Source organism: Streptosporangium pseudovulgare (genome assembly GCF_014648055.1).
Classification (GTDB): Bacteria; Actinomycetota; Actinomycetes; order Streptosporangiales; family Streptosporangiaceae; genus Streptosporangium; species Streptosporangium pseudovulgare.
On sequence record NZ_BMQJ01000007.1, the window covers coordinates 307,867 to 329,663 of the forward strand.

Below are 21,797 nucleotides of genomic sequence, written 5' to 3' on the forward strand. Positions count from 1 at the left end.
GCGAAACGAGCGGCCTCTCTCATGCGCCGGACGGCTCCCATGTGCCGGACGGCCCCGACATGCCGACCGGCTCCCACGTGCCGGACGGCTCCCACGTGCCGGACGGATCTCATACGCCGGACGCCGACGGCGCGCCGGACGGCCCTGAAGCGCCGGGCGGCCCTCAGCCAGGCGATCCTCACATGCCGGAGACCGGCTTTCACGTGCAGGAGACCGGTCCCCACGTGCCGGAGACCGGCTCTCGCACGCAGGAGACCGGTCCTCACATGCCGGAGGGCGGTTCGCGTTCGCTGGCGGGCCGTTACCGGCTGCTGGCCCCGCTCGGCGCGGGCGGCATGGGCGTCGTCTGGCGGGCCCGGGACGAGCTGCTGCACCAGAGCGTGGCGGTCAAGGAGGTCTCGCTGCCCGCCCACCTGTCCGAGCGGGACCGCGAGGAGCGGCTGCGGCGCACCCTCCGGGAGGCCCGTACGGCCGCCGCGCTGCGTGACCACCCCGGCATCGTGACCGTCTACGACGTGGTCGAGGAGGACGGCCGTCCGTGGATCATCATGGCCCTGGTCGAGGGGTCGTCCCTGGCCGGGGCGATCCGGGCCCGGCGGCGGCTGCCCGAGGCCGAGGTCGCCGCGATCGGGCGGCAGGTGATCGCCGCGCTGGTCGCGGCCGAGGCTGCGGGGATCGTGCACCGTGACGTCAAGCCCGCCAACATCCTCCTGGGGAACGGCCAGGCCGTGCTGACCGACTTCGGGATCTCGGCCACCGACGACGACCACACCGACCTGACCGGCACCGGCCGGCTCCTCGGCACGATCCCCTACCTGGCGCCCGAGCGCTTCGCGGGCCGTCCGGCCTCCGCCGCCACCGACCTGTGGGCCGTGGGCGTGACGCTGTACGAGGCGGTGGAGGGCCGCAAACCGTTCGCCCGGGGAAGCACGGCCGCCACGATCGCGGCGATCATCAACGGGCTCCCGGACCCGGCCGAGCACGCGGGCCGGCTGCGTCCGGTCATCGAGGGACTGCTCCGTAAGGATCCGGCCGAGCGGCTGACCGCGGCCGAGGCGCTCGCCCTCCTCGCGCCGGTCGCCGGGACCGGTCCGGCCGTCCCGTCCCCGGCGCCCGGCCCCGGTCCGGCCGTACGGCCCGGCGCGGCGCAGGCCCCAGACCGTACGGTGGCCCCGGATCATGCGGCGGGTCCCGGCCGGAGCCCGGCGACGGACGACATCCCGGCCACGCAGGCGGGCGGACCCGACTCGTGGACGGGCGCGCCGGAGTCTCAGCCGGACAAGCGGGCGGCCGCCCGGCGGGACGCGGCGGCGGGCGAACCGGGGTCGACCGCCCGGCAGGCCGCCGCGGAGCCGCAGGACCGGCGCGACGCGGAGCCGCGGAGTCCGGACACCGGGAAACCACGGGACCCGGGCATCGATGGATCACGGGACCGGAGCGGCGCGGAGCCGCGGGACCGGGCCGCCGTCCCGAGGTCGCGTTCCTGGGCCACCGCCTCCGGGTCGCGTTCCTGGGTGACGACGGTGGGATCGCGGACGCGGAGGACCGCGGCGGCGGGCACGGGATACCTGCGGGCGCTGACGGCGACGGCGCCGGAGCGGCTGCGCGAGCCGCTGCCGGCGGTGGCGGCGTGGTCGCGCGCCCTGCTCTCCGAGGGGACGGCGCTGCGGCGCTCCCTGATGTCGGCGGCGGCCGGGACCGCGCGAATGCGCGCCCGGGTGTCCGTGGCGACGGGCGCCGCCCTGCTGGCGACCATGGTGACGATCGCGGTGGTCGCGGTGGCCCAGCGGGACGCCCCCGGTGCGGGCACCGGCCGGACGTCCGCCGTCGCCGAGGGGTCGGTGATGTCCACCGTCCCGACGTCCGGACCGGCCACCGGCCGGGCCCCGGAGGCCGCGGCGAGCCGTACACCCGGGCCGGACCCGAACGGGACGGCCGGACCCGCCACGAGCCCCGCCCCGAACGGGACGGCCGGTCCGGCCGGGAACCCGAGCCCGGGTCCGGGTCCCACCGGGGACCGGAACTCCGCCGGGGAACCCGCCATCGCCTCCCCCGCCACGCCGCCGCCGGGTTTCCGCCTCTACCGGGACGGCAGGCACCGCTTCTCCCTGGCCGTTCCCGAGGGCTGGCACCGGGAGGTGCGGAAGAGCCAGGTGGGCTGGGTGTCCGGCAAGGGTAAGGGCGTCTCCGTCCGCCTCCTGGGCGTCCTCGCCGACCCGAAGAAGAAGGAGAAACGCTCCCCGGAACGCATCCTCGCCGAGCTGCGTGACGGGCTGAAGCCGCTGCTGATGGCGCGCGGCTCCTACCGGGAGTTACGGAAGGGCCCGGTCGCCTTCCCCGGGGGGAAGGGCGCCGAACTGGAGTTCCGTTTCGCGCGCAAGGGGTCGCCGAAGCAGATCCACCGTTTCTACGCCCGGTGCGTGGTCCGCGACGGCGGCGGCGCCGGGATGTTCTGGTTCTCCACCCCCGCGGAGCGGTCCGGCACCGCCTCGTACATCAACGCGTTCGCGAGCACCTTCAGGCTGGGCTGACGGCCGCCCCACGCCGTCTTCGGGCCCGGTGCGCCATCACCCGGCGGTCACCTCCGGGCGGGCCGGTTCCCGCCGGTGGCGACGACGCGGGCCGCGGCGAGGTAGGCGGCCAGCAGACTCTCGGCCACCGCCCTGACCGTCTCGTCCCCCGGCAGGAACGTCGGGGTGTGCAACCCCGACACCGTGTCGGTGCCCACGAAGAGCATCAGCGACGGCACGGCCGACGCGAAGTGGGCGAAGTCGTCGGCCCCGCAGGAGCGCAGGATGGCGGGCGTGTGCCAGGCGGTTTCGGTGAGCAGCCGGGCCGTCTCGTCGGCCAGGCGTTCGTCGTTGACCAGCGGCGGCTCGCCCAGCGCGATCCACACCTCCGCCTCGCAGCCGTGGGCGCGGGCCATCCCCTCGGCGATCTCACGGAACCGGTCCTGCAGCCGCCAGCGCCAGGTCTCCGACATCGCGCGGAGCGTTCCCCTGGCGACGGCCCGGCCGGGGATGGCGTTGGGGGCGGTGCCGGCGCTCACCGTCCCGAAGGTGATGACGGTCGGCACCATGGGGTCGGCGTCCCGGCTGACGAGTTGCTGCGCGGCCACGACGATCTGGGACAGCGCCAGGACGGGGTCCCGGCCGAGCTGGGGGTAGGCGGCGTGGGCGCCACGGCCCCGCACGGTGAGGGTGAACTCGTCGGCGGAGGCGTTGACCGCGCCGGACGTGCAGGCGGTCTGGCCGGTGGCGAGCACCGGCTGGACGTGCGCGGCGATCATCGCGCCGACCCGGTGCCGTCCGAGCGCGCCGGACTTGACGATGTCGAGCGCCCCCGAGGGGTGGGTCTCCTCGCGCGGCTGCAGGACCGCGACCATCGGGGTCTCCGGCCGTACGCGGTCGACGGCCCTGGTCAGCGCGGCCAGCGCGGCGAGGTGGACGTCGTGGCCGCAGGCGTGCATGGCGCCGTTGCGCGAGGCCCAGGGGACGCCCGTCTCCTCGGTGATCGGCAGGGCGTCCAGCTCGCCGCGCACGCCGATGGCCGGGCCGCCCTCGCCGACGCGGAGCATCGCGCCGGTTCCGGCCACCCGCTCCAGGACGCCGTCCCCGGGCAGCGCGTCGAGCATCCGTTTGAGCGTCGGCTCCTCGGTGCCCGCGAGGTACGGCTCGGCGTGCAGTTCCCTCCGCAGCTCGTAGGCGGCGGGGAGTTCGTCGTGAAGCGCGGCGTACAGCCGCTCGTGGACGTCCTTCACTTGGCCTCCCCGGCGCCGGGACGATGGGAGCCGGTCACCCCGCTTCCCTCCGGGCTTCCCGCGGGCCGATGGGCGTGGGTGCCGTACATGCTTCCTCCCCGAGATAGACAGGCGATAAGTCCGTTAAGTCCGCTAATAGTTGTTCCGCTTCCCCACGAGACACGGATGATGCGGCCCGCGCCGTTTCCCGGGTCACACCGCTCCCGCGGGGTCCGGTCTCCGGACCGCGTCCCCGATCAGGCCGCTCCCCGTCCGGCCCGTCACCGGACCCGCCCGAGTCGCCGCCCGGCCCGTCCCCGGACCCGCCCGAGTCGCCGCCCGGCCCGTCACCGGACCCGCCTGAGCCGCCGCCCGGCCCGTCCCCGAACCCGTCCGAGTCGCCGTCCCCCAGCCCGTAGACCCGGCGGGCGTTCTCCGCGCCGATCATCGTGGCCACCCGCACCGCCTGCTCCGCGCTCCACTCCCCCTCGGCCACGAAGCCGCCGAGGACCCGGGTCATCGCCCGCCGCCACAGCAGGGCGCCCAGGTGGTGCAGCTCGGCGGGCCCGCAGGCGTCGGAGGAGAAGAGGATCTTGGCGAACGGCGCGAGCTCCAGGCTCTCCGCCACGACGGCCGCCGCCCGCGCCCCGGTGTGGTGCACGCCCAGCCCGACGTCGAAGAAGACGTGCGGGTACGCCTGCGCCAGGAAGCCCGCGCCGCGATGGAACGGGTAGCAGTGCAGCAGGAGCAGCGGGATCCCGCGCGGCTCGGCCAGTTCCGCGAAGCCGCGCAGCAGCAGCGGATCGGCTCGGCGGAGGTCGAGGTCGGGGTCACCGTACCCGGTGTGGAACTGCAGCGGCAGCCCGCGCCCGACGCCCGTCCAGACGAGGTGGCGTACCAGCACCGGGTCGTCCAGGCGGGTCCCGCCGGTCCGCTCGACCCGCCGCAGCCAGCGGCCGGCCGCCGCCGTCACCTCCCCCGGAGAGGGCGGGGCGGGGTCGAAGTCGAGGCCGCAGCGGTAGGCGGCGACGGTCTTCAGGCCGCGCGCCGTACGGCTGCGCTCCCACAGGGCCGCCTCGAAGGCGGCGGCGAAGGCCGCGGCGCCGACGCCCTCGGCGGCGACCCGCTCGGCGACCGCCTCCAGCCGGACGATCTCGTCGGCGGGCCGGCCGGTCAGGGCGGACATCCCGGACGGTCCCAGCAGTTCACCGGCCCGGTGGCCGGTCTCCACCAGGAAGCGGCCCACCCCGGCGGCGGCGAGCAGCCGCCGGCCGGCCTCCTCGGCGCCCAGCTCGGCGCGGCGGGCGAGGTAGGCGTCCGGTTCGGGATGCGGATCGAGGCCGAGCACGGGCGCGCAGTGGCGGAGGACGGCGAAGCCGAGCTGGGAGTCGAACTGGGTCGCCCAGGCGGGCACCGGCCGGTCCGACTCGGTGAGCGCCTCCTCGAACTCCCGCCGCGACAGGTCGCGGACCAGCACCCCGTGGACGTGGTGGTCCACCAGCGGGATCTCCCCGATCGCCCGCCGCAGGTCCTCCAGGCCGGCCATCGGACCACCTCCGCCCGCCTCACGGCCGCTCTCCCACCATTGTGGGCACCGGCCGGGCGCCCCGGTCGTACGGCCGGGTAGGCCGGACGGGCGGGTCCGGCGGAGCCCCGGCACGGAACCGGCGGGCGCTCAGCGGGACGGCGCGGTCACCGGGTCGTCCCAGGAGAGGCGGTAGTCGTACATCCAGGCCAGCATGTCCTTCTTCTCCACCTGCCGCATGATCGTCGGCAGCACGAGGTCGCGGAGGAACGCGCCGGCGGGTCCCGGGGCCTTGCCGCTGCCGTTGCGCCTCCCCTGGGCCACGACCTTCTCCACCCGCTCGCGCCGCAGCCGTTCGAAGACGGCGAACGCCTCGCGCGTACCGGGCACGTCGCGCAGGCACCTGGCCAGCACCACCGCGTCCTCGATGGCCATGGACGCGCCCTGGCCCGAGGAGGGCGAGGTCGCGTGCGCGGCGTCGCCCAGGAGCACCATGCGGTCGTTGAACCACGTCGGCACGGTCGGGAAGTCGTAGGTGTTCCAGGGGCCCAGGAGGTGGCGGGTCGCGCCGATGACGTCGGCCATCGGCCCGGTGTCGCCCTCGAACAGCTCCAGCAGCCCGGCCCGCCACCGCTCCGGGTCGATCGCGGCCAGTTCCTCCGGGGTCGGCTCCGTGGGGCTCGCCGGGTTGGCGAACCACCACACCTCGCCGTCGGGGTGGATCAGGTAGCCGAAGAAGCACCTCCTGCCGAAGATGAAGTAGCTCGTCCCGGGGACGCCCGGCACCGTGACGCCGCGGGCGAAGCCGCCGGTGTTCAGCAGGCCGACGTGCCGGGCCCGCGGCGCGCCGGGGTCGATGATCGTCCGGGTGCGCGAGCGCAGGCCGTCGGCGCCGATCAGCAGGTCGCCCTCGGCCGTGCTCCCGTCCGCGAAGACCGCCCGCACGCCGTCCGGGGTCGCCGAGGCGTCGGTGAGGCGTCTGCCGTAGTGGATCGGCACGCCGCGCCGTACGGCCTCGTCGCGCAGCGCCCGGTAGAGGTCGGCGCGCCGGATCGTCCGGGAGGGCTGACGCTGGACGGCGAGCCGCCTGCCGCGCCGGTTGAGGATCTCCATCCGCGGCGAGTCCATGCCCAGGTCGCGGACGAGGTCGTGCAGGCCGAGCAGGCGCAGCGCCTCCATCCCGTTGGCCGCGAGCGTGAGGAAGGCGCCCACGCCTTCGGAGCCGCGGTCGTACGCCTCGAACACCTCGCCGTCGATGCCGGCGCGCCGCAGGGCCATGGCCGTCACCGGACCGGCGATGCCCCCGCCGATGATCAGAGCTTTTTGGGTCATATCATGAATATACATAATATGACTATCAAGGACCAGGGGTGACCGCCGTTACGATGGCAGACATGTCGACGAGGCGATCTCCCCTGGCCATGGCACTGCTCTCCCTGGTCAGCGAGACGCCGATGCACGCCTACCGGATGCAGCAGCTGATCAAGGAGCGGCACAAGGACGACGTGGTCAACGTCGCGCAGCGCAACAGCGTCTACCAGACGATCGACCGGCTGCTGCGCGCCGGGCTCATCGCGGTCCGGGAGACCTCGCGCGAGGAGAACCGTCCCGAGCGGACCGTCTACGAGCCGACCGGCGAGGGCCACGAGACGCTGCGGCGGTGGATGCGGGAGATGCTCTCCGCCCCCGCCCGGGAGTTCCCCGAGTTCCCCGCGGCCCTGGCCTTCCTGCCGGCGCTGGAACCCGACGAGGTCCGCGCGGCGCTGGAGGAGCGGGTCGCGTCCCTGGAGTCCCGGCTGGCCTCGCTGGAGCAGGAGCTGGCCGAGGGGGCGGCCTTCCTGGAACGCGTCTTCCTCGTGGAGAGCGAGTACCAGCGGACCGCGCTCACCGCGGAGCTCGGCTACGTCCGCGGCCTCGCCGAGGACCTCCGATCGGGCCGCCTCACCTGGGACTACCGGCTCCCCTAGCCGACCGGCACGGCCCGGCGGGCGGCCCCGCGGCCGGAGGTCAGCCGGAGCCGCCCGTCTCGGCGGCGATCCGGCCGGCCAGGCGCTCGTAGCGCTGCCGGGCCGCCTGGGAGGTGCCCAGCCCCAGCCCGAAGGCGATCTCCTGCCAGGTGAGACCGCGACCCCGGGCCATCTGCAGGAGCCCCGCCTCCAGCTGGTCCATCTCCGCGCGGGCCAGCGGGATGAGGGTCAGGGCGGCGGTGATGTCGGTGTTGTCCACCTCCGGCTCGCCCTCCTCCGGCAGGGCGGAGCCCGCGGCGAGGAACGAGACGAGCCTGACGGCCTCGTGCGGGCCGAGCACCGACGGGTGGACCTGCCGGGAGCGCTGCTCCTCGGTGGCGGCGTGCCGGTCGGCGATGTGCGACAGCGCGGCGTACACGCGGTGCGCCCGCGCCTGCCCCGGGTCGGGGGGCGTGAAGGGGTCGAGTGACTGCGATGGCTGGTCGGTATCGGAAGACATGCGACCAGCATGATCCTGACAACACCGCGTTGTCAACGGATTGATGTAAACGAAATGTTCAAAAGAGGGTGACGGTTCGGCGCTCTCCACCACCGCTCCGCGTGGATCGCCGCCCCGGTCGGCCGGTCACGTGACACTTCCCCTGACGTGCCACCCGTCACACCGCACGACTCCACCCGCCCCGGCACGCATCCGCCGCGCCACACGACTCCACCCGCCGCGCCGCACGACTCCACCCGCCCCGGCACGCATCCGCCACGCCGCACGACTCCACCCGCCCCGACACGCGTCCGCCACGCCGTACGGCCCCGCGCCTCGACCCGCCCGTCACGCCGTGCGGTTCAGCCCGTTTCCGGCGGCCGGGGCACCGGGGGTCCTCGGATGCGGGACGGGCGCGCCGAAGACGAACCAGACGATCTTCCCGCCGGCGGCCGGCCAGGTGACGCCCCAGCCGTCGGTCAGGACGCCGACGATCTGCAGGCCACGCCCGCCGGTGGCCTCGTCATCGGCCTCGCACACCCGGGGCGCCCCGGCCCCCGGGTCGAACAGTTCGCCGTACACGTGGCCGGCGCCGCAGCGCAGCCTGAGCGCGCACGCCGCGCCGCCGTGCCGGACGGCGTTGGTGACCAGCTCACTGACGACGAGCACGCAGTCGTCCACCAGGTCCCCGGCCCCGGACAGGGCGAGCTCGTCCCGCACCAGGGAACGCGCGTCGCGCACGCTGGCGGGGGTCGCGGGCAGTAGACGCTCGGCCGTGCGGGTGAACACCGTGCCGGCGGAGACCGCGGGCGCGGGCACGACAGGCGCGGGTACGGCATGCCCGGACGCCGCGCGGACCGGCACGGCGTGCGCGGACGCGGCGTGGACGGACGTGGCATGGAGGGACGCGGCATGGACGGACGCGCCGTGGACGGACGCGGTGTACGCGGGCGCGGCAGGGGCGAGTGCGGTGGGCGCGACGTGGGCGGACGCCGCCCGGGGGGTCACGGTGTGGGCGGCGGGTCCGTGAGCGGACGCCGGGCCGAGCGGCTCGACGCACGAGCTGGGCTGGAGGGTCACCTGCTTCTCCTCTGTATGGGAGCGCTCCCACAATCCAATGTAGAGGAGATGACCGGGTTATGTGAACTGATTGCGACACAACTGTTTCGTCCGGGTCTCCTTTCCTCACCGAACCTTCGGCGAATCGCCGGGCCTTTCCACGCCGAGCCGCCGGGCCGACGGACCTTTCCACGCCGGGCCGCCGAGCCGCGTCACCGGACCACCCGGGCCGCCGAGCCCGTCGCCTGACCACCGCCGGGCCCACCGAGCCCGTCGCCCGAGCACCGCCGAGGTTTCGCCGGACCCGCCCGCGACCGGCGAGCGGACCCGGCACGGGCGGGTCCGGCGGAGCCCGCAGGCTCAGGGGGTCCGGCGGGTTCCGGGAAACCCGCGGGCTCAGGGAAGCTGCGGCAGGACCTTCGCCCCGAAGGCGTCGATGAACGCCTCCTGCTCCTGGCCCACGTGGTGCAGATAGATCTCGTCGAAGCCCAGCTCCACGTACTCGCCGATCCGGGCCGCGTGCCATCCCAGGTCCGCCGAGACGTTGACCGACTCGGTCACCTTCGACGGCGGCACGTCGGCGGTGATCATGTCGAACAGCTCGGCGGTGTCGATGTCCCAGCTCGCCGGGGGACCGAAGACGTTGCTCCGCCACTGGTCGTGGGCGGTCGCCAGCGCCTCGTCCTCATTTTCGGCCCAGCTCAGGTGGACCTGCAGGACCGCCTTGCCCTTCCCCCCGGCGTCGCGGTAGGCGCCGAGGACCTCGCGCAGCGTCTCCACGGGGCCGTTCACCGTGATCAGCCCGTCGGCCCACTCCGCGCACCAGCGGGCGGTCCGCGCGCTCACCGCCGCCCCGAACAGCTCCGGCGGGACCTCCGGCCTGGTCCACAGCCGGGCCCGGTCCACGGTGACCAGGCCGTCATGACTGACCTCCTCGCCCGCCAGCAGCGCCCGGATGACGTCGACGCACTCCCGCAGCCGCGCCGTACGGACGTCCTTGCGCGGCCAGCGGTCGCCGGTGATGTGCTCGTTGCTCGCCTCGCCGGTGCCCAGCGCCGCCCAGAACCGCCCGGGGAACATCGCCCCCAGGGTGCCGATCGCCTGGGCGATGATCGCCGGATGGTAGCGCTGGCCGGGAGCGTTGACCACGCCGAACGGCAGGCTCGTGGCCTGCAGGGCGGCGCCCAGCCAGGACCAGGCGAAACCGGAGTGGCCCTGCCGGGTGCTCCAGGGCGAGAAATGGTCCGAGGACATCGCCGCCGCGAACCCGGCCTGCTCGGCCCGCGTCACCGCCTTCAGCAGCTCGGCCGGATGGATCTGCTCGTGTGATGAGTGGAAGCCATAGGTCGCCATGGCGCCCGGCTACCCGAACCCGGACAGTTCACGCGGAACCGCGCGTGACGGTCCCGCGCCGGTCGCGCATGCTGGTGGACGGAGGATCTTCGACGAGGAGGGAGCCGGGAGTGGGCTCGAACGTACCCCGGATGATGTGGCAGTTGCTGGAACCCCTGCACGCCGTCACCTACTTCGCGCCGGAGGCGCGGGCGGCGGCCGACGCGGCCGGAATGCGCGGGTTCTGGATGGGATACTTCGCGACCCGGGCGGCTCCGCTCGGCACGGTGGGCCCGGAGGTGGTCACCGCCGCCTTCCACGGTTTCCCGCCCGCCCGGGTGGCGCGGGCGCTGCCGGACGCCTGGGGGTTCGCGTCCCCGGAGGCCGTGCTCCGGGCGCGTCTCGACGGGGCCGGGGCCGCCCTGCGGCGACTGCTCGCGGACGCGGTGGCGCCGGGCTCCCCGGAAGGAGCCGGTTCGCTGCCGGACGCCCCGGAGAAGGCGGGCTCGCCGGCGGATGTCCCGGAGCAGGCGGATCCGCTGCCGGACGTCCTGGAGAAGGCCGGTTCGCTCGCCTGGGAGGCTGCCCGCCGCGCCGACACCGCCGGGCGGGTGCTCGCCGCGGCGAACCAGGCCCTTCCCGAACCGGCGGAACCGTATCTGCGGCTGTGGCAGGCGGCGACCACGCTGCGCGAGCACCGCGGTGACGGGCACGTCGCCGTCCTCGTCGCCTGCGGCGTCTCCCCCGTCGAGGCCCACCTGCTCAAGATCGCAGCCGCCGAGACCGGCGCGGACGGGCTCCGCCTGGCCCGGAAGTGGGACGAGGCCGAGTGGGACGCGGCGCTCGGCTCCCTGCGCGCGCGGGGATGGCTGGACGGCGCGGGCCGCCTGACCGGGGAGGGCGCGCGGGAGCGCGACCGGATCGAACGGCTGACCGACGAGGCCGCCGCCGGCCCCTGGCGGGCGCTGGGCGAGGAGTCCACCGCCACGCTCGCCCGGCTGCTGTGGCCGCTGGCGAACGCGGTGATGGAGTCGGGCGTGTTCCCGGTGCCGAACCCGGTCGGCATGCCGTGGCCGCCCGAGCCGGTGGACGGCCTCACCGGCGGCCCCGTGACGCCCTGATCCATGACGCCCTGACCTGCAACGCCCGGATCCGCGGCACCCGGCTCCGTGATGGCCCGACCCGTGGCGCCGGGCGCGGCGCCCCCTCCCGGGCCGCGGCCGGGGCCGTCAGCCGCGGGTCCGCGCGCTCGCCAGGGAACCGGCGACGTCCGGGTCGATGATGAAGAAGGAATGGAGGTCGGTGATCTGCAACAACCGCTCCAGGTGGCCGCCCACCCCGGCCAGCCGCAGCCAGCCGCCCGCCTCGAAGGTCGCGGTCATCCCGCTCAGGAAGGTCCGCAGGCCGGTGGAGTCGCAGAAGGTGACGCCCTTGACGTCGATGACGATGTGCGCCTGCCCGCCGGAGACCAGGCGGTCCACGGCGCCCCTGAGCAGCGGGCTGGAGGTCCGGTCGATGTCGCCGGTGACGGTGACCACGGCGCAGTCCGCGTCATGATGGTGGGCGATGTCGACGAACAGCTCTCTACTCATCGTCATCCACTCATTCCACGCGGCTGAGATGCCACCCGCGCCGGTAGCCGGCCAGTGATCAAGGTATACCCCCGGCACCGGGCCGGCCGGGCGACGCTCAGGAGACATGTGCGTAACGGCCCCGCCCGCGCCGATCGGATCGCCCTCCGTCCAGTGGAAGCGGACCTGCGGCGGCTCGCCGGTCCTGTCGCGCGGAACGCCCACCCGCGCCGCACGAGGCGGCCGGGGCCGTCGTGGCCCCGGCCGCCTCACGTCCCGCCCGGCCGCACCGCACCGCCGCCCCGCCCCGCCCCGGAAGGACGGCCGGCCGCCGCGGTCGCCGCGGCGGCCGGCCGGACGGCGGCCGGTGTCGCGCCGGATCAACCGAGCGACAGCCGGTGTGGCGGCGGACCAACCGAGCGGCGGCCGGCGTCGCGCCGGATCAGCCGAACGGCAGCCGTACCAGCGACGTGTCACCCGCGCCGAGGGTGGTGGCGCCGGTGCCGATGGCGTTCCAGACCTCGACCCGCACCGTGCCGCCGGTGAGGTTCCCGTACGCTCCGGACGCCGACTGCAGCCCGGCCGCCTGGGTGTAGTGCTCCCACCCGGCCAGCGGGTCGGTGGCGAAGTAACGGTAGGTCTCCACCCGGTCCCAGCTCCCGTTCCCGGTGAAGTCGTAGGAGATCCTGAGCTGGGTGCCGTTGCCGACCGTGGTCCCGGCGTCCAGGAACAGGTCGAAGGCGGTCGTGCCGCCGTTGTGTGCGGCGGTCAGGCCGGTCGCGGTGAAGACCCGCGCGTTCGTGGGCGTGCCGTCGTGGTTGACGCCGCCGGCCGAGGCGATCGTGACGGCGCCCGCCGTGCCCTTGGCGCCCGGGAGCGTCCCGTCCGCCCGGAGGTACCGGGTCGCGGTGAAGGGGGCGGCGGTCACCGTCGGCGTCACCGTCGGGGTCGCCGTCGGGGTCGCCGTCGGGGTCACGGTGGGGGTCGCCGTCGGGGTGGCGGTCGGGGGGAGGCCGCCGTCCGCGTCGCCGCCGCTCCAGTTCAGGGCGCCCGAGGCGACCGTCCTGCCCGCCGGAACGGTGAGCCGGGTGCCGTTGGAGAAGGTCACCGTCATGTCGGTGCCGGTGATGTTGGACGCCACGTAGGTGCGGGCGCCGTTCCTGCTGAACACCTTGGCCAGCGGGTGGTCGGCGACGACGGTGGCGTCCACCGTGCCGAGCGCCGCCAGGTTGCGGATCCAGTGGAAGGTGTGCGCCCGGCTCTCGCCCTCCTCGGGGGTGTAGCCGGGTGCCGCGCGCAGCTTGGCCAACGCGGCGTCGCCGTCGCCGAGCGCGAGGTACTCCCACAGGATGTCCTGCCACACCGTGGGCTCTCCCCCGTTGTTCCTGACCACCTCGGCGTAGTTGCGGCGCACGTAACCGGGGTCGTCGCCCAGGTAGAGGTGGCCGCCGGTGATCGGAAGCATGTTGATGCCCTGGATCATCTCCGGTTCGGCGCTGAACCAGGTGGCGTAGGCGCCGCCGTCACCCCAGACCATGCCGACCGCGCCGTGGCCGAAGTCCCCGGGGAAGTTCCGGTCGCGGATGTCGAACCAGTACTCCTTGATCGCCTCGGCCTGGGTCGTGTACATGTAGACGCCCGCGTCGCGGACGGCGGTGTCGCCGGTGGCCTGGCCCCACTGGATGAGGGCGTTGGCGAAGTTCATGCCCTCGGACGAGGACTCCTGGTTGTTTCCCGCGGCGAACGCCCCGTGGCCCGACGCCCAGTCGTGGCCGGCGTAGATGTCGAAGTCACGCAGGTACGGGAAGCGTTCGTCGCCGCGGTCGTAGTTGTCGGCGTCGCGGATCAGCAGGTCCACCATGCCGCCGTACCGGCTCTTCTTCGCCCAGTCCGGCTGGAACTTGGCGAGCGTCGCCGCGGCGGCGATGTAGTAGCCGTAGTGGAAGTGGTGGTCGTTGAGCTCCTGGTCGGAGCCGTAGGAGGCGGGGTAGCCGATCAGCGTGCCCCAGTTGGGGTCGTAGTAGAAGACGCGGGAGGTCTTGCCCGCGGCGGCGGTGAACCAGTCGGTGAGGCGGGTTCGGACGGCGGTCAGCGCCGCGTCGCGGACCGAGGTGAGGCCGAGCTGGTCGGCGATCTCCGCGATCCGGGCGGCGCGGCCCAGGCCCTTGCCGGTCCAGTAGGTGTCGTCGCCCCTGGCCGCCATCGGGTCGCCCAGCTCGGCGTTGAGGTGGCCGGTGACCGTGGCCAGGTCGGCGCCCGAGCCGTCGGCGACCGCGGGAACCTCGGGCAGCACGCCGGTGTAGGCCATCGTCGTCGTGAACCCCGTCCCGGTGATGATCTTCATCGGGCCGCGCGCGGAGGCGTACGTGGGGGTGAGGGGGGTCGCGCCGGTCAGGTGGTTCCACTGGTGGGGGTACAGGGCGATGACGGTGCCCCGCTCCGTGCCCTGCCTGGCCGCGGTGGTGAAGCCGTACGTCGTGGTGACCCTGCCGCCCGACGGGTCGTACGCGTAGGAGACGCGGGTCCCGGTGACGTGCGCGTGCGCGTACCTGGCGTAGGTGGCGGCGAGGGCCGCCCTGTCCTGGCCGCCGGGCAGCACCGCCACCGAGAAGAAGCCCTTGCCCGCGAGGGAGGAGGTGATCGTCGTCCCGCTGACGGTCCAGGTGGAGCCCGCCGGGGCGTAGGCGACGTAGTCGCTGCCGCCCGCGGTGAACCCGATGACGGGGCCGTCGTTCGACCAGACCGCGGGGACGCCCGCGGTGCCGTTGATCCGCGCGTCGCCACCGGTGACCTGGAAGTAGGTGAACGGCAGGCCGTGGCCGATGGTCGCCTTCATGGTCCGGGTCCCGCCGTTCCAGTACGGCGTGACGGTCCAGTCGCTCCAGCCGTCCACCTTGACGTCGGGGGAGCTCATCCCGGTGACGCCGACCCGGATGTCCTCGCGGTACTCGTACTTGTACTCCCCGACACCGGTCGCCGTGCCGGTGATCGAGGTCGGCCCGGAGTCGTAGGAGAGGCCGATGCCGTCGGGGAAGGTGTCGTAGGAGACGGGGTGGGCGTGCAGGGTGTCGCTGTAGGCGCAGTCGTTCCGCTTGAAGAGGAGCGAGGACCACCAGTCGTTGGTGGGGACGGCGCCCTTGGGCGCGTTGCCGGTCACCCAGCGGCGCGGGTTGGTGGAGAGGTCGGCGCAGCCGGTCGGCAGGGAACGGCCGGCGGGCAGCGTGTCGGCGTAGCCGCCGGCGCCCACCGTGGCCGCCTCGGCGGGACGTGCCGCGCCGAGGCCGGCGCCGGCGCCGAAGACGCCGGCCAGCAGCGCGACGGCCGCGAGCACGGCCAGGCCGCGCCGGCGGGCGGGGCTTCTTCCCGGGGGTCGTGGTGTGTCCGGCATCGCGGCGTGGTTCGGGTGATCCATGGGGGTGCCTCCAGGGGAGGGGTCGGATCTGGAGCGGAGCGGCTGAGAGAGCGCTCTCACAGCGGAACGTAGCCAGCCGTCCGGCCGTCGTCAATGTTTCACCGCGATTACCGCCGGACGAATTTCCGCCGTTCGCTTTTCTCAACGGAACCGCTGACGGGAGGGGTTCTCCTCGGGCTCCGGGAACCTGACAGGGAGCCTGACCGGCCGCCCCACCCAACGTCCGATGTCTTGAGAGCGCTCTCCCAGCAATGCCGGGGAATTCGGGCGGCGCCTCCCGGCCGCGCCCGCCCGGAGAGCGCCGGCCCGCGCGCCGCAACTGGCGGGACGGCCACAAAACCATGACTGGACACGCTGAGTGATTGTTCGTTTACTGTCAGTGTTCACTCCGGCACCCCCTGCTTCAGGAGGAATCATGCGGCACGGAAAACTCATGGCCATCACACTGGCGACCGTCGTCGGCTGCGCGGGTCTGGCCGCGGCGGCGGCCGCCCCGGCCACCGCCACCGTCGACGCCCCCACCAGCTCGGCGGCCGACTTCACCGGCTACCAGATCGTCAAGCTCCCCAACGCCAACGTCCCCAACTTCTCCCGTCGCGTGGTCCGGTGCCCCGACGGTAAGCGGGCGGTCGGCGGCGGCGCCGAGGCACAGGGCGCGGACGCGATCCTCGTCGGTTCCTTCCCGACCGACGACGGCACCGGCTGGATCGGCCTCGGCCGGCAGAACCGCTACGGCGACGTCGGCATCAGCGTCTACGCGGTCTGCGCCAACGTCAGCTGATCCGCCTTCCCTTCGCTCTGGCCAGACCTCCCCCGGGTCTGGCCAGAGCCTTTTTCGGATCCAGGTCCGGGCTCGGGCCCCGGGCCGGGGCCTGTTTCGATCTCCCGCGGCGGCCCGGCCACCCCGTCAGCGGGACCGCTTGCGATCCAGCGTGCCCCAGGCGCGGCTGTTCTGGGCCTCGACGAGTTCCGCGGCCTCCCGCATCACCGACTCGTCCACGGTCGCGACGACCTCACCGCACCGGATGAGGGGCTCGTTGTCCGGCCCCCGGGACACCTCCTCCCCCGCGAGGATCCACGCCCTGACGTCCGGCCCCCGGTCGCGGCGGATGTGGGAGTAGTCGTAGAGACGCCGGGCGGCCCACAGCCTGGTCGAGCGATCCCCCCACCAGCTCTCGACGTCCAGCGGATTGGCGGACAGTCCGGGCAGCTCGGCGCCGGTCAGGGCGTCGCGGCTGCGGCCGGTCGTCTCGTCACGGTCCAGGTCCCGCGACCACCGGATGAAGAGCCCGTGCCGACTGTCCAGCAGCGTCGCGAGTTCCGACAGGCTGGTGATCACAGTCGGTGCCGACGCCATCGTCTCCACCTCGCTTCGACGTGCTTCCCCGATCGGGCCCGCCGGGCTCACCGGCGGGCCACCTCCGGCTTCCCGCCGGGCGACATTCCCACGGTTCCCACGTTCTCCCAGCTCACACCTGACCCGGGAATCCCTCCCCGGCGACGGCGTGCGGCTCAGCCGTGCGATCCGGTGTCGTACAGCGTGCGGCTCAGCCGTGCGATCCGGTGTCGTACAGCGTGCGGCTCAGCCGTGCGATCCGGTGTCGTACGGCGTGCGGCTCAGCCGTGCGATCCGGTGTCGTACGGCGCGCGCCGCTGCAACAGCAGCAGCCACGCCATGGACGGCAGGACCAGCAACGCGCCCACGGCGAGCACGAGGAGCGTGGCGCCGAGCACCGACCGGGTGGCGGCGGCCTGGTAGACGGTCAGGCCGGGTGGCAGCATCGCGGGGTACTGGGCGACCGGCCACCCCCACAGCACCGCCGTGACGGCCAGCGCGGCGGTGACCCGGACGAGCAGGAAACGCCTCAGCCACAGCAGGACCAGGGAGACCAGGCCGAGCACGGCGCTGCCCGCCACCAGCGGCAGCGCCCGGTGGATGAGCCCGTCGAACAGCCGGGGGGCGTCCCAGCGCAGCACGGCGACGCCGGCCAGCGCGACGGCGCCCACGACCAGGCCCGTCACCAGCGCCCGGCGCCGGAACCCCTCGGCCAGGTCCGGCAGCCCGGCCCGTCTCGCGTCGTCGCACAGGTACACGGCGGCGAGGTAGACGCAGACCCCGATCGCGAGGACCCCGCCCAGCATCGAGGTGGGGTTCACCCAGCTCGCCATGATGTCCCCGGCCCCCAGCCCCGGCGGGACGCGCCCGGAGGCGATCCCCCCGGCGACCGTGCCGAGGAAGAAGGGCGTCAGGACCGAGGAGATCGCGAAGGCCGCGCCGAACAGGCGCTGCTGCCACAGCTCGGTGCTGGCCTTGCGGAAGGCGAACGCGGCGCCCCTGGCGATGATGCCGAGCGCCACGAGCGTCAGCGGGATGTAGAGGGTGGACATCACCGCGGCGAACGTGGACGGGAAGGCGGTCCACAGCACGACGAGCACGAAGATCAACCAGACGTGGTTGGCCTCCCACACCGGCCCGATCGTGTGCTCGATGAGCCGGCGCTGCGGCATGCCCGCCCTGGCGCGCCCGGCCAGCAGGTCGAGGACGCCGCCGCCGAAGTCGGCCCCGGCCAGCAGCGCGTACAGCGTCACGCCGACCCACAGCACCACCAGCATGGCCTGCACCAGGTCCACCGGGTCACCCCCGGTCCCCGGTCGCGGGCGTCGCGCCCCGGGCGGGCTCCTCCGGTTCCTGGGGCGCGTGCGTCCCCTCCTCCCCGGCGGCCTCCGGCGTCCTGGACGCGCGCGCCATGCGCCGCAGCACGTAGACGGTGGCGACGGTGAGGAGCGCGTAGACCAGCAGCACGACGGCGAACCCCACCCACAGCCCCGGCACCGGGTTGACGGCGTCGACGGTGCGGAGCCTGCCGTACACCGTCCAGGGCTGGCGGCCGACCTCGGTCACGATCCAGCCGGACTCCACCGCGACCGCGGCGGCCAGCCCGGAGATCGCGGCCAGGCGCAGGAACCACGGGGAACGCGGCAGGTCGCGGCGGCGCCACCAGGCCACGGCGAACCACGCCGACAGCAGGAGCAGGAAGAACCCGACGCCCACCATCGTGTCGAAGGCCAGGTGGACCGTGGTGACCGGGGGCCGGTCGGCCACCGGGACCGTTTCGAGGCCGCGGACCACCGTGCTCGGGCTGTTGCCGACCAGCAGGGACAGGCCGCTGGGGATCTCCACCGCGTAGCGCATCTCCTCGCCGACCGCGACGCCGCCGAGGCTCAGCGGGGCGTGCGACCGGGTCTGGAAGAGCCCCTCCATCGCGGCGAGCTTGACGGGCTGGTACTCGGCCAGGAACCGGGCCGCGTAGTCGCCCACCACGATCTGGATCGGGGCGAAGACGGCGCCCAGCGTGAAGGGGATGGCGAAGCCGAGGCGGTGGTAGCGGTCACGCCGCCCGCGCAGCAGCGCCACGGCGTAGACGGAGGCGACCGTGAAGCCGGTCACCATGAACGCCGCGATGATCATGTGCAGCGTCTGCGGCGGTGTCGCCGGGTTCATCATCGCCCGCCAGGGGTCGACGTCGCGGATCCGGCCGTTCTCCAGGGTGAACCCGACCGGCTGGTTCATCCAGGCGTTGGCAGTCACCACGAAGAACGCCGAGGCCACCCCGGCGACCAGCACCGGCACCCCGGTCAGCAGGTGGAGCCGGGGCGACAGCCTGCCCCAGGCGTAGAGGTAGACGCCGATGAAGATGGCCTCCAGGAAGAAGGCGTTGCCCTCCAGCGCGAAGGGAAGGCCGATCACCTCCCCGTAGACGCCCATCAGGCCCGGCCACAGCAGGCCCATCTCGAAGCTGAGGATCGTCCCGGAGACCGCGCCGACGGCGAACAGCACGCCCACCGCCTTGGCCCAGCGGTGGACCAGCCGCATGTGCTCGTCGTCACCGGTTCGCAGGGCCCGCCACTCGGTGAACAGCAGCAGCGCGGGCATGCCCACCCCGAGGCAGGCCAGCACGATGTGCCAGCCCAGCGAGAAGCCCATCTGCATGCGCGCCGCGAACATGTCGGCCGGGCTCGCCGGGCCGGCCGCCGCCACCGGCGTCGGTACGGCGAGCCCGGTCAGCCCGGTCAGCCCGGTCAGTCCGGACAGCCCGGTCAACCCGGTCAACCCGGTCAACCCGGACAGTGCGGACACGGCGCCCCTTCCCCCCGGGCAGCGGTCCCGCCGGTCCTCGCGCGTTCCCCGGCTTCCATGACGTTCCCCCAGGTCACATGGGCACCCATGGCCTCATGGGCCCCTCACCCATACGGCCTTCCCCCCGCCCGTTTCCCGGCAAACGGCGGAAAGCCGCGTTGGAACCACCGGACTGCCATCGCTTTCCGTAGTGTTTCCATGACGCAACGTCACACCTCATCGGGTGTCGCGGCCCCGCGCGGCACGCCCTTCGGCGGAGGAGAGCAGCATGAGAAAGGTCATCGCGTCGGTCTACACGACGCTGGACGGCTTCATCGACGACCCGCACCTCTGGTCGCTCAAGTACTGGACGGACGAGGCCGCCGCGTACTCCCACGACCAGCTCTTCGCGAGCGACGCGCTCCTGATGGGCCGCGTGACCTACGAGGGGTTCGCACTCGCCTGGCCCGGCAGGACCGGGGAGTTCGCCGACCGGATGAACGGCATGCCCAAGTACGTGGTGTCCTCGACACTGGACAAGGCCGACGAGTGGCACAACACCTCGGTCATCCCGGGCGGCGAGGTCGTCGAGACGGTGGCCGAGCTGAGGCGGCGACCCGGCCGGCAGATGCTGATCTACGGCTGCGGCCGGCTCACCGACACGCTGATGGAGCACGGCCTCCTCGACGAGTACCGGATCTGGGTCCACCCGCGGATCCTGGGCGGGGGCAGGCGCCTGTTCCGGGAGGGCACCGACGCCCGGCTGAGACTCCTCGACACGCTGAGGTTCGGCTCGGGCGTCGTCGTCCTCTCCTACGCCCCGCAGGACCCCTCCCCCACGACCTGACCCCTCCCCCGCCGCTCAGGTCCCCCGGATGTTGCTGGTCAGGGTGGCGATCCTGGCGGCCCAGGCGTCCCGCTCCTCGGGGCGCCCGATGACGCCGGGGCGCCGCTGCCAGGGCAGCGGCCCGTCCTCGCGCCGGTACTCCACGCCGAGCGCGGCGAGCCGGTCCTCGTGGACGCGCATCCGGTCGCGGAAGCCGGCGAAGTCCCGGGCGCGCGGGCTCCACACCGTCTCGGCGAAGGCGCACATCCGGGGGAAGACCATGTAGTCGACGTGCCGGGGCGAGTCGATCAGCTCGGTCCACAGGCAGCACTGCGAGCCGATGACGTGCCGGGCGGCGTCCTCGCCGTCCAGCTCGGCGGGCACCGGATCGAAGGAGTAGACGTCCTCCAGGGTCAGCACGGTGCCGAACGGCACCGGCTCGTCGTCGCCCGGCGCCTGCCGGTAGTCGAGATAGACGGAGGTGTTCGGGCAGGTGATGACGTCGTGCCCGGCCCGTGCCCCCAGCACCGCCCCCAGGGTGTCGCGCCAGGAGGCGACGACCGCGCCCGGGGCGAGCCCGCCCTCCAGGATCTCGTCCCAGCCGACGAGCCTGCGGCCGCGCGCGGTGAGGTGGTCGTCGAACTGCCGGATGAACCAGCTCTGCAGGTCGTCCTCGTCGCGCAGGCCCAGCTCGGCGATCCGGCGCTGCGCCGCGGGGCTGGCCCTCCACTGGTCCTTGCGGGCCTCGTCGCCGCCGACGCACACGTACGGGCTCGGGAACAGCTCCATGACCTCGTCCAGCACGTTCTTGAAGAACGCGATGGTCCCGTCCTCGACGTTGACGACGTTGGGGCCGACGCCCCAGGTGGTGCGGACCTCCAGCGGGACGTCGAGGTTGCCCAGCTCGGGGTAGGCGGCGATGGCCGCCTGGGTGTGCCCGGGGATGTCGATCTCGGGCACGATCGTGACGTGCCGCCGCGCCGCGTAGGCGACGATCTCCCGGATGTCGTCCTGGGTGTAGTAGCCGCCGTGCGGCCGGCCGTCCGTGGGGCCGTTCCAGCCGGTCGAGCTCTCGCGGCGCCACGCGCCGACCTCGGTGAGGCGGGGGTAGCGCCTGATCTCCAGCCGCCAGCCCTGGTCGTCGGTGAGGTGCAGGTGCAGGACGTTGAGCTTGTGCATCGCCATCAGATCGACGAACCGCATCACCTCCCGCTTGGTCATGAAGTGCCGGGCGACGTCCAGCAGGCAGCCGCGCCAGGCGAACCGCGGCCGGTCCTCGATCCGCACGGCCGGCAGCGACCACTCCCGCGGGCCGTCCGCGGCCCTGCGGAACGCCTCGGCGGGCAGGAGCTGGCGGAGCGTCTGCGCTCCGTAGAACGCGCCGGCCGGCCCGCCGGCCTCGATGCGCACGCCGTCGTCGCCGACGGTCAGCGTGTACTCCTCCGGGCCCATCGCGCCGACCGCGAGGACGATCGCCCCGGGACCGGGCTCGCCCGGGAGCAGCTCCCAGCCTCCGGCCGGGCCGAGCTCGCTCCGCAACCAGGCGGCCACCCCGGCCAGCGCGGGGTCGGACGCGAGGACGGTGGCGGGGCCCAGCGTGAGACGGCCCGGTCGGGTCTCGAACCGGACGGGCTTGGGGATGATCATTTCTTCCTTTCGGTGGGGCTTCTCCCCGCGCGGCCCCCTGCGGGCCGCGCGGACGCGACACGGTTCCCCGTACGGCTCCGGCGCGGCTCCGGCACGGGTCCGACGCGGCTCCGGCGCAGGTCCG

General features: G+C 73.9%; 17 protein-coding genes. 5 read left to right on the forward strand and 12 right to left on the reverse strand.

Annotation, left to right across the window (positions count from 1 at the left end; all coding sequences use genetic code 11):
- The first annotated feature begins 266 nt into the window (after positions 1–266).
- Positions 267–2,531 carry a serine/threonine-protein kinase gene (locus IEZ10_RS16605; protein WP_189247402.1) on the forward strand — a complete coding sequence of 755 codons (2,265 nt, stop codon included), beginning with the start codon at positions 267–269 and terminating at the stop codon, positions 2,529–2,531.
- 47 nt (positions 2,532–2,578) lie between these two features.
- Here the strand turns inward: IEZ10_RS16605 and IEZ10_RS16610 are convergent, their stop codons facing one another.
- The 3 genes from IEZ10_RS16610 to IEZ10_RS16620 all read right to left on the reverse strand — a co-directional run bounded on the left by IEZ10_RS16610 (position 2,579) and on the right by IEZ10_RS16620 (position 6,596).
- Positions 2,579–3,760: a M20 metallopeptidase family protein gene (locus tag IEZ10_RS16610; RefSeq protein ID WP_229811332.1), complete on the reverse strand. Its 1,182-nt coding sequence runs from the start codon at positions 3,758–3,760 to the stop codon at positions 2,579–2,581.
- Positions 3,761–3,794: 34 nt separating this feature from the next.
- The gene (locus tag IEZ10_RS16615; RefSeq protein WP_229811333.1) at positions 3,795–5,285 is read right to left on the reverse strand and encodes an amidohydrolase family protein; all 1,491 of its coding nucleotides are present in this window, start codon (positions 5,283–5,285) and stop codon (positions 3,795–3,797) included.
- A gap of 129 nt (positions 5,286–5,414) precedes the next feature.
- Positions 5,415–6,596: an FAD-dependent oxidoreductase gene (locus tag IEZ10_RS16620; RefSeq protein WP_189247403.1), complete on the reverse strand. Its 1,182-nt coding sequence runs from the start codon at positions 6,594–6,596 to the stop codon at positions 5,415–5,417.
- 62 nt (positions 6,597–6,658) lie between these two features.
- On the opposite strand from IEZ10_RS16620, the gene IEZ10_RS16625 reads away from it, so the two are divergent.
- Positions 6,659–7,231 (forward strand): PadR family transcriptional regulator, encoded by a 573-nt coding sequence (locus tag IEZ10_RS16625; protein WP_229811334.1) that lies wholly within the window; start codon positions 6,659–6,661, stop codon positions 7,229–7,231.
- A 40-nt stretch (positions 7,232–7,271) separates the two neighbouring features.
- Here IEZ10_RS16625 and IEZ10_RS16630 read toward each other — a convergent pair whose 3' ends face one another.
- The 3 genes from IEZ10_RS16630 to IEZ10_RS16640 form a co-directional block, all read right to left on the reverse strand.
- Positions 7,272–7,730 (reverse strand): DNA-binding protein, encoded by a 459-nt coding sequence (locus tag IEZ10_RS16630; RefSeq protein WP_189247404.1) that lies wholly within the window; start codon positions 7,728–7,730, stop codon positions 7,272–7,274.
- 327 nt (positions 7,731–8,057) lie between these two features.
- The gene (locus tag IEZ10_RS16635; protein WP_189247405.1) at positions 8,058–8,789 is read right to left on the reverse strand and encodes an ATP-binding protein; all 732 of its coding nucleotides are present in this window, start codon (positions 8,787–8,789) and stop codon (positions 8,058–8,060) included.
- Between the two features lie 375 nt (positions 8,790–9,164).
- Entirely contained in the window at positions 9,165–10,121 is a 957-nt protein-coding gene (locus IEZ10_RS16640) for a TIGR03885 family FMN-dependent LLM class oxidoreductase (RefSeq protein ID WP_189247406.1), read from the reverse strand.
- A gap of 110 nt (positions 10,122–10,231) precedes the next feature.
- On the opposite strand from IEZ10_RS16640, the gene IEZ10_RS16645 reads away from it, so the two are divergent.
- The gene (locus IEZ10_RS16645; RefSeq protein WP_229811335.1) at positions 10,232–11,221 is read left to right on the forward strand and encodes an SCO6745 family protein; all 990 of its coding nucleotides are present in this window, start codon (positions 10,232–10,234) and stop codon (positions 11,219–11,221) included.
- A 108-nt stretch (positions 11,222–11,329) separates the two neighbouring features.
- On the opposite strand, the gene IEZ10_RS16650 is transcribed toward IEZ10_RS16645, so the two are convergent.
- Both IEZ10_RS16650 and IEZ10_RS16655 read right to left on the reverse strand, forming a co-directional pair.
- The gene (locus IEZ10_RS16650; RefSeq protein WP_189247407.1) at positions 11,330–11,698 is read right to left on the reverse strand and encodes an STAS domain-containing protein; all 369 of its coding nucleotides are present in this window, start codon (positions 11,696–11,698) and stop codon (positions 11,330–11,332) included.
- Between the two features lie 415 nt (positions 11,699–12,113).
- Positions 12,114–15,083 carry a glycosyl hydrolase gene (locus tag IEZ10_RS16655; RefSeq protein ID WP_189247408.1) on the reverse strand — a complete coding sequence of 990 codons (2,970 nt, stop codon included), beginning with the start codon at positions 15,081–15,083 and terminating at the stop codon, positions 12,114–12,116.
- Between the two features lie 433 nt (positions 15,084–15,516).
- Here IEZ10_RS16655 and IEZ10_RS16660 point away from each other — a divergent pair, with 433 nt between their 5' ends.
- Positions 15,517–15,864: a hypothetical protein gene (locus IEZ10_RS16660; protein WP_229811336.1), complete on the forward strand. Its 348-nt coding sequence runs from the start codon at positions 15,517–15,519 to the stop codon at positions 15,862–15,864.
- A gap of 126 nt (positions 15,865–15,990) precedes the next feature.
- On the opposite strand, the gene IEZ10_RS16665 is transcribed toward IEZ10_RS16660, so the two are convergent.
- The 3 genes from IEZ10_RS16665 to IEZ10_RS16675 all read right to left on the reverse strand — a co-directional run bounded on the left by IEZ10_RS16665 (position 15,991) and on the right by IEZ10_RS16675 (position 19,221).
- Entirely contained in the window at positions 15,991–16,440 is a 450-nt protein-coding gene (locus IEZ10_RS16665) for a DUF6098 family protein (RefSeq protein WP_189247410.1), read from the reverse strand.
- 260 nt (positions 16,441–16,700) lie between these two features.
- Positions 16,701–17,714 (reverse strand): cytochrome d ubiquinol oxidase subunit II, encoded by a 1,014-nt coding sequence (locus IEZ10_RS16670; RefSeq protein WP_229811337.1) that lies wholly within the window; start codon positions 17,712–17,714, stop codon positions 16,701–16,703.
- A gap of 4 nt (positions 17,715–17,718) precedes the next feature.
- Entirely contained in the window at positions 17,719–19,221 is a 1,503-nt protein-coding gene (locus tag IEZ10_RS16675; RefSeq protein ID WP_229811338.1) for a cytochrome ubiquinol oxidase subunit I, read from the reverse strand.
- A 268-nt stretch (positions 19,222–19,489) separates the two neighbouring features.
- Between IEZ10_RS16675 and IEZ10_RS16680 the strand changes: the two genes are divergently transcribed.
- Positions 19,490–20,047 carry a dihydrofolate reductase family protein gene (locus IEZ10_RS16680; protein WP_189247411.1) on the forward strand — a complete coding sequence of 186 codons (558 nt, stop codon included), beginning with the start codon at positions 19,490–19,492 and terminating at the stop codon, positions 20,045–20,047.
- 15 nt (positions 20,048–20,062) lie between these two features.
- Here IEZ10_RS16680 and IEZ10_RS16685 read toward each other — a convergent pair whose 3' ends face one another.
- Complete coding sequence (locus IEZ10_RS16685) at positions 20,063–21,673, reverse strand: beta-N-acetylhexosaminidase (RefSeq protein WP_189247412.1); 1,611 nt, start codon at positions 21,671–21,673, stop codon at positions 20,063–20,065.
- Between the last annotated feature and the right edge of the window lie 124 nt (positions 21,674–21,797).